6 protein-coding genes are annotated in these 7,819 nt (G+C 45.0%); all 6 read left to right on the top strand.

Features of this window, described 5'->3' with window-relative positions; all coding sequences use genetic code 11:
• Positions 1-162: 162 nt before the first annotated feature.
• The 6 genes from CSX02_RS03870 to CSX02_RS03845 all read left to right on the top strand — a co-directional run bounded on the left by CSX02_RS03870 (position 163) and on the right by CSX02_RS03845 (position 7,735).
• Positions 163-1,473 carry a M18 family aminopeptidase gene (locus tag CSX02_RS03870; RefSeq protein WP_099385707.1) on the top strand — a complete coding sequence of 437 codons (1,311 nt, stop codon included), beginning with the start codon at positions 163-165 and terminating at the stop codon, positions 1,471-1,473.
• A 32-nt stretch (positions 1,474-1,505) separates the two neighbouring features.
• Entirely contained in the window at positions 1,506-1,973 is a 468-nt protein-coding gene (locus tag CSX02_RS03865; RefSeq protein WP_242970410.1) for a DUF5721 family protein, read from the top strand.
• Positions 1,974-2,245: 272 nt separating this feature from the next.
• A complete protein-coding gene (locus tag CSX02_RS03860) occupies positions 2,246-3,562 on the top strand; it encodes an extracellular solute-binding protein (protein ID WP_099385705.1) in 1,317 nt (438 codons plus the stop codon).
• A gap of 11 nt (positions 3,563-3,573) precedes the next feature.
• Positions 3,574-5,301, top strand: a complete 1,728-nt coding sequence (locus tag CSX02_RS03855) for a methyl-accepting chemotaxis protein (RefSeq protein ID WP_099385704.1) — start codon at positions 3,574-3,576, stop codon at positions 5,299-5,301.
• A 234-nt stretch (positions 5,302-5,535) separates the two neighbouring features.
• A complete protein-coding gene (locus CSX02_RS03850) occupies positions 5,536-6,375 on the top strand; it encodes a DegV family protein (RefSeq protein ID WP_031546202.1) in 840 nt (279 codons plus the stop codon).
• 136 nt (positions 6,376-6,511) lie between these two features.
• Positions 6,512-7,735, top strand: coding sequence for a bifunctional folylpolyglutamate synthase/dihydrofolate synthase (locus CSX02_RS03845; protein ID WP_242970409.1), 1,224 nt, complete (start codon positions 6,512-6,514; stop codon positions 7,733-7,735).
• The last annotated feature ends 84 nt before the right edge of the window (positions 7,736-7,819 follow it).

Below are 7,819 nucleotides of genomic sequence, written 5' to 3'. Positions count from 1 at the left end.
TTGAAAGAACAACCTCAATCAAAGAAGCGGTGCGCGGCTTTGCTGAGAATCTTGCTTTCGGATGCCGTGTGTCCAGCGCGGGTGGCAGACGGAAGGGGAGGCAGGGAATATGGGACTTATCAAGAAGCATGGAATGGTATATAATGAAGGGGATTTTGTAAGATGGAGGATGCGAATATGGAAGAATTGATTCGTTTATTGAATAGAGGAGTGACCCCGTTTCATGTGGTGGATGCCTGTGTGGAACGGTTGGAGCAGGCAGGTTTTACAGGAATTGCGTATGATCGGGAGTGGAACCTGCAGGCCGGAGGCAAGTATTATGTGAATCATCATGGCAGCGCATTGTTTGCATTTACGGTGGGAACAGAGTACCGGACGGGACAGATGGTGCGTATGGCAGCAGCACATACGGATTATCCGACATTGCGGATTAAGCCGGCACCGGATTTTAAGACCAAAAGTTATGCGCAGATCAATGTGGAAGTGTATGGTGGTCCGATATTGAATACCTGGTTGGATCGTCCTCTGGGTGTGGCCGGAAGAGTGGCAATCAAGAGTGCGGATCCGTTTGCGCCGGAGATGTGCTATTTTGAGTCGGGAAGACCGATTTTGACAATTCCGAATCTGGCAATCCATATGAACCGGGATGTGAACAAAGGTGTGGAACTGAATCCGCAGACCGATATGATTCCGCTTCTTGGCCTGGTGGACAAAGAGGAAGCAGACCACGATTATTTTATGGAATATTTGGCCGGCGAGCTGAGCAAACAGCTCGGACATCCGGTGCAGAAGGATGCAATTTTGGATTATGAATTGTATTTATATTGTACAGAAGAAGCACAGATGGTTGGAATTCGTTCGGAACTGTTGTCGTCACCGAGACTGGACAATCTGACCAGCTGCCATTCGTTGGTTTCTGCAATGATTGAAAGCACACGCAAGGATGGAATTAATCTGATACAGCTGGCTGATCATGAAGAAGTTGGAAGTACCAGCAAGCAGGGAGCGGCATCCATTTTGCTGCATGATATGCTTCGCAGAATCCTGAGAAGCCTCGGCGCAAGCGAGGATGCAATTGATGCGGCTGCATATGATGCAATGCTGGTATCGGCCGATGTGGCACATGCAGTTCATCCAAACAAGGTCTCAAAGGCAGATCCGCAGGTGCAGCCGCAGATGGGCAAAGGCTTATGCATTAAGCAGGCGGCGAGCCAGAGTTATGCGACAGATGCGCAGACCATTGCTATTTTTGCGGGAATCTGTGAAAAGGCCAATGTGCCTTACCAGCGATTTGTGAACCGTTCGGATATGAGAGGCGGCAGCACGCTTGGGGCAATTGCCTCCGCACTGACTCCGGTGAAGACACTTGATATCGGTATTCCGATTCTTGCGATGCATTCGGCAAGAGAGCTGATGGGCGCAAAGGATATCGAATCGCTGACTGATGCCATGAAAGCATATTTTAGTTTATGATTGCAATAAAATTGACAAACCACAAAAATTTCATGAATGCCTTATTGCGCACCGAGGTATTCGACCACTTTCTGCTACAGGAGGCGACAATTGCGGCGGCTGCGACCTATCATATCGATGGTCGTATGTCGCGCGAGTATTATACGCAGGAAGAAATCGATGAGCTTGGAATCGCTGGCTATCCATGTCTGCCTTATGGCATGCTGCGCAATACATGTTTTGATCTGATCAAAGGGAAAAAGACCCCGTCCGCGTTCAACTTTGTATTAATGCTGTCTCCGGACAATCTGGCAAAGACACTTGCATCCCTTGGAAGTGCTTTTACCATCCATGACATCGGCGCATTGTTTATTAACCTGCGATTTGCAGATGGAATCATGATGCTGACAACGGGAGTATCCTACAAGACATTTCAGTTGGATAAGAGTCTGGATGGGCAGTGGGACCGCCTGATACAGAAGTTTTTGGACAAACATGAGATTGCGTTTGAAATTCTGTAAATTACAAAGTAAAGTATTTTGTGAAAAGTACATGAATTTATGCGCTTAAACATCTAATTGTATAGACAAATAAATGCATAATAAGAAAAGAATCACATGCACTGTGGTTCTTTTTTTTAATGCGTATTAGACAATGAAAAAAAGGATTGTGCACTATGCGAATAAGAAGTTAATAAAAATAGGAAAAAAGTCACAAAAAATATCAAAAAAAGATTGATTTTGCACAATGTACATGTTATTTTTGTTGTATAGTCGAAAAGGAGGATTTGCTCATGAAAAAGCAGTTTTTGAAACGAACAATCACCCTGTTGGTTTGCATGGGAATGCTTGTAGGCTGTGGAGCCAAAGAGACATCAAACACGCAGGATAAAGCGGAAGCACAAGATAGCAATCTTCCTTCCGGAAGCGTAAGTCTGCGCGTATGGGGTGCGGAAGAAGATGCTGATCTGGTAAACCAGATTATTGAAGGATTTATTGTGGAGTATGGATCACAGGCGGATTTTGAAATTACATTTGAGCCGCACAGTGAGTCGGGTGTTAAGGATGAAGTACTGGGAGATGTATTGAATGCTCCGGATGTATTTACATTTGCGGACGATCAATTGATGGCATTTGTAGCATCGGGGGTATTAAAAAAGGTGGAAAACGATTCGGAAATCTCAGGTCGCAACCTGGAGTCATCCGTCAATGCGGCATCTGTCAATGATACGCTTTATGCGTATCCGCTGACTGCAGACAATGGATATTTCTTATTTTATAACAAAGCAGTGATTCCGGATGATGCAACCGCAACCATGGATGGACTTCTTGCGGCAGCAGCTGCCGGAAACAAAAAAGTTTTCCTTGATATGGGATCAGGCTGGTATATGTACACTTTCTTTGGAAATACGGATATGGAAATCGGACTGAATGACGATGGTATTTCTACTTATTGTAACTGGAATGCAAAATATACCAATATCAAAGGTGTGGATGTTGCGGATGCAATGTTAAAGATTACTGCGAATCCGGCTTTTGTGGGTCATGCTGATTTTGATTTTGCAACAGGTGTGGCAAATGGAACCTATGCGGCTGGCGTCAGTGGAATCTGGGATGAAAATTCCGTGAAAGAAGCGTGGGGCGATAACTATGGTGCCGTAAAACTGCCGACTTATACAGTGGCAGGACAACAGGTTCAGATGGCAAGTTATGCAGGCTATAAGCTCGTTGGGGTAAATTCATATTCTCCGAATGCGGCGTGGGCGGCTAAATTTGCTGATTGGATGACGAATGAAGCAAACCAGACACTTCGTTTCCAGATGCGTGGACAGGGCCCGTCCAACCTGAATGCATCGGCATCCGGTGATATTGCGCAGTCCAAGGCAATCGCAGCATTGCAGCAACAGGCTCCGTATTCAAGCCTGCAGCGTGTCGGTGGAACCTATTGGGATCCGGCATCGGTATTTGGAAATGCAATGATTCAGGGTAATCCAACCGGTAAAAATCTGCAGGTATTGCTGAACGAGATGGTGACCGGAATTACCGGTGAAGAATCGACAGGTGACGCCCCGGCAGCAGATGATGCAGAGGGTGAACCGGCAGAAGAATAGGAGGACAGGCAATGAATAAGACAATGAGCATTAAAATTAAAATCATGGTTCCGGTTCTTTTGCTTGGAATCGTATCTATTTTTTCCAATATTATGTCCGTGTACAGTCTTCGGTCGGTCAACAAGACAGCATCTACCATTGCGGATGAGTATATGACCACGATTACAGAACTCGATACCATCGGACAGACTGCAAAGTCGATTCATACACATGCGTTGTCGCATATTGTAGCGACGGATTTTGAAACCATGAAAGCAATCGTTGATGAGATTGAGGCGGAGGAGGCTACGCTTGCCGAAGCACTTGATACCATCAAAGGATATGATAATGAAGCAATTGCTTCATCTTACGAAAGTATGCTTGCTGATTTCAAAAGTTTTGAAGATTCGGTTAAAATTCTTTTGGCACAGTCGGCAAATCAAAAGACCAAGGATGCCTATGCGACTGCAAACGGAAGTGTTGCGGAGCAAGCAAAGCTGCTGAATGGGGATATCGAAAAAGCCATTGACGATATTAAGCAGGATTCGGCAGATCAAAGAGCTGCACTTTCAAGAAATTATCGCGTGGCTACCATTGCCAGCTATGTGGTTATCATCATCAGTGTTTTGGCTGTTTTGATCGCGGTATTTATGGTATTGCGTTATGTCATCAGACCGGTAATCAAAGCGGAAAGCGAATTGAGAGATATTATTGATGGAATCAATCGTCGTGAAGGCGATTTGACCAAGAGAGTTTCTGTTCAGTCACAGGATGAAATCGGTGCGCTCAGTGCCGGAATTAATGCATTTATTGAACATTTGCAGACGATTTTTACTATGATTACAAACAATTCCGAGGCAATGGATCGCGTGGTAAAGGATGTATTGAGCAGTGTACAGACTTCTAATGGCAGTGCGTCTGACCTCTCATCTTTGACCGAAGAATTGTCGGCGACCATGCAGGAAGTTGCAAACAGTGCAGGCGTCATCAATCAGAATACCGAAGCCGTTCGTGCTGAAGTAGAAGACATGGCAGAGAGAAGTCGTGAAATTAACGAATACTCAAAAGAGATGAAAGAGCATGCGAACAACATGGAAGTGACTGCGAAGTCGAACATGGAACAGACCAATGCAAAGGTGGATCAGATTCTCGAATCATTGAATCAGGCAATTGCGGAGAGCCAGAGCGTTGATCAGGTCAACTCTTTGACAGACGATATCATGAATATTGCAAGCCAGACCAATTTACTCTCCCTGAATGCAAGCATTGAGGCGGCAAGAGCAGGAGAGGCAGGAAAAGGATTTGCTGTGGTTGCAGGCGAAATTGGATCACTTGCAGAAAACAGCCGCCAGACTGCCGGCAACATTCAGGCAATCAACTCAGTTGTGGTAAATGCAGTGCATAATCTGGCCGACAGCGCAAACGAACTGGTTGATTATATGAAAAATTCCATCTTGCCGGAATTTGCCCGCTTCGTGGAAGACGGTGAGAAATACCGAAATAATGCGGATTATATTGAATCCGTAATGGCAGACTTCTCGAATAAGACCGAAGGATTCAAGGAAACCTTCAATGAGATTGCTTCTTCCATCAGCAGTATTACATCTGCAATCGATGATGGTGTACAAGGTGTATCTTCTGCAGCAGAGAGCACGCAGACACTTGTCTATGATATGGACAACATCAGTCATCGTATGGATGAGAATCAGAGAATTGCCGGAGAACTTGATAATGAGACGGCAATCTTCAAGAAAATATAAGTCAAGACTCGCTCATATGAAATTATGAAGAAAAAATGAATTCTACGAAAGACCCCTTGTCGAAGGGGTCTTTTTGTGTTATATTCTTGATGTGCGGATGTAGTATTCAAAACTACATTAAATAAAAATACAAAACTATGTAAGAAAGTAACATATACTTTATCTTTTGGTTATTATTATTTTATAAATATTTTAGATTTGAATTGATTAGGAAACGAGAGAGAGGATCACAGAATGTACAAGATTGTAATTGACAGCTGCGGCGAACTGCCGGAGGAACTGAAACAGGACAAACGCTTTAGCCATGTGGCATTGACACTGGATGTGGATGGCGTACAGATTACCGATGATGAGACTTTTGATCAGGCCAGCTTTTTGAAACTGGTGAAAGAAAGTCCAAATGGACCGAAATCTGCATGTCCGTCACCGGGTGCATATTTAGAAGAATACAAGGGCGAGGCTGAGCATGTCTATGTGGTAACCCTGTCCGGTGAGCTGAGCGGCTCCTACAACAGTGCGCTCTGCGCAGCTGAAATGTATCATGAGGAATTCGATGATGGCAAACAGATTCATGTATTCAATTCCAAATCTGCATCCATCGGTGAGACTTTGATTGCATTATATGTGCAAAAACTCGAGGAGAGCGGTCTGACATTCGAAGAAGTGGTACAGCTGACAGAAGATTATATCGAGTCCATGAATACATTTTTTGTACTTGAGACACTTGAGACATTTCGCAAGACCGGCCGTCTGAGCCGACTGAAGAGCTTTGTGGCCAACACTTTAAATATCAAGCCGGTGATGGCATCCACACAGACCGGATATATCTATATGCTTGACCAGGCGCGCGGAATGAAAAAGGCCCTGACCAAGATGATTGACCGCATGATTGAAAAGACCAAGGATTGTGAGAACAAGATTATTGCAATTTCACATTGTAATTGTCCGGAGCGTGCGGAGTTTGTAAAGAGCCTCATTGAAAAAGTGGCACACTTCAAGAAAATCGTAATCCTGGATATGGCAGGCGTATCCTCCATGTATGCGAATGACGGTGGTATTATCATTGCCGTATAATCATGACAGATTAAGTATAGGAAGAAAGAGCAGGTGCTGATTGAAATCGGGAGCTGCTCTTTTTTCTTACATGTTTTGGTTTGGATGGAAAAGTGGTAAGATAGGTTTGTTATGAAATAAGTGAGGAATGAGAACAATGAGCTTAGAAGAAATTCTTGACAGGATTGAACACGCGCGCAGATTCGGCAAATCGCCCGGTGTGGAGGTGACTGCGCAGGTGTTAAAACAGCTTGGAAACCCAGAACGGGAGCTGCCGTATATTCACGTGGCAGGCACCAACGGCAAAGGTTCCTGCTGCGCGTTTCTCGAAAGCATGGCAATGGAGGCGGGATATCGCGTCGGTAAATTCACATCGCCACATCTGATTCGTTTTCATGAGCGCATTACCGTTAATCAAGAGCAAATCCCGGATGAGGCTGTCATACGAATCGGAGAGATGCTGTTGCATCGGGAGTTTGGCGTGGAACTGACGATGTTTGACTATTGTCTGGTGATGGCAATCCTGTATTTCAGGGAACAAAAATGTGATCTGGTCATCCTCGAAACCGGACTGGGTGGACGCCTTGATTCGACCAGTGCACTTTCCCATGATCCGCTTGTAAATGTCATCACAAGAATCGGATACGACCACATGGCCATATTGGGAGATACGCTTGCAGAAATTGCAGGAGAAAAAGCGGGAATCATTCGTGCAAATGTTCCGGTGGTGGTCGGATTGCAGGAACAGGAAGCAATGGCAGTGCTCCGGCGAGAGGCAGAAGCAATGCATGCGCCTTTTTACGAGGTGACGGACGAGGCGGTTGCACAGCTGCATGAATTGCAATTGCATATGCTGGGGGAATACCAGTATGAGAATGCAGCAACGGCAATGCTTGCCATGGAAGTGGTAGACCGGATACAAAAGCGTGAATATGACAAAAAACATGCGATTGCGCATGCGTTCTGGCCGGGACGCATGGAGGTGTTGCGGGAAGAACCTTTCTTGATGGTGGACGGAGCACATAATGCAAATGGTGTGGAGGCATTGAAAAAAAGTTTGCAAAGCCTGTATCCGAATGAAAAATTTCATTTTGTGATGGGTGTTATGGCAGATAAGAATTATCATGAGATGATTATGCGTCTGCTTCCTCTTGCAGAGGATTTTGTGACGGTGACACCGGAATCGGAGCGTGCACTGCAAGGAACAGAACTTGCAAATCTGATTGCGGCATCCGGCGTCCCGGCGCATTTTGAAGAGGATTGGAAGTCCTGTTTGCAGAAAGATTTCGGCGGGCGGACCATCTGCTTTGGATCGCTCTATTTTATCGGTGCGGTAAAAGAATGGTTTGAAGAAGTCAATTCTGTGTTATATGAACCATAATTTTTTTGCATACACAATCCGAGCAAAATGGCTAGACAAATGAAAAAAGCTGTACTACACTAGCATTAGTGATTATAATACTAA

This window comes from Agathobacter ruminis (genome assembly GCF_002735305.1).
Lineage (GTDB): Bacteria > Bacillota > Clostridia > Lachnospirales > Lachnospiraceae > Roseburia > Roseburia ruminis.
The sequence above is the reverse complement of the archived record's forward strand: the minus strand, read 5'-3'. Positions and strand labels throughout refer to the sequence as shown.

Bases quoted from the DNA above. Each gene is read 5' to 3' on its own strand.
- CSX02_RS03870 (WP_099385707.1), top strand. From the start codon at position 163: ATGGAGGATGCGAATATGGAAGAATTGATTCGTTTATTGAATAGAGGA.
- CSX02_RS03865 (WP_242970410.1), top strand. From the start codon at position 1,506: ATGAATGCCTTATTGCGCACCGAGGTATTCGACCACTTTCTGCTACAG.
- CSX02_RS03860 (WP_099385705.1), top strand. From the start codon at position 2,246: ATGAAAAAGCAGTTTTTGAAACGAACAATCACCCTGTTGGTTTGCATG.
- CSX02_RS03855 (WP_099385704.1), top strand. From the start codon at position 3,574: ATGAATAAGACAATGAGCATTAAAATTAAAATCATGGTTCCGGTTCTT.
- CSX02_RS03850 (WP_031546202.1), top strand. From the start codon at position 5,536: ATGTACAAGATTGTAATTGACAGCTGCGGCGAACTGCCGGAGGAACTG.
- CSX02_RS03845 (WP_242970409.1), top strand. From the start codon at position 6,512: ATGAGCTTAGAAGAAATTCTTGACAGGATTGAACACGCGCGCAGATTC.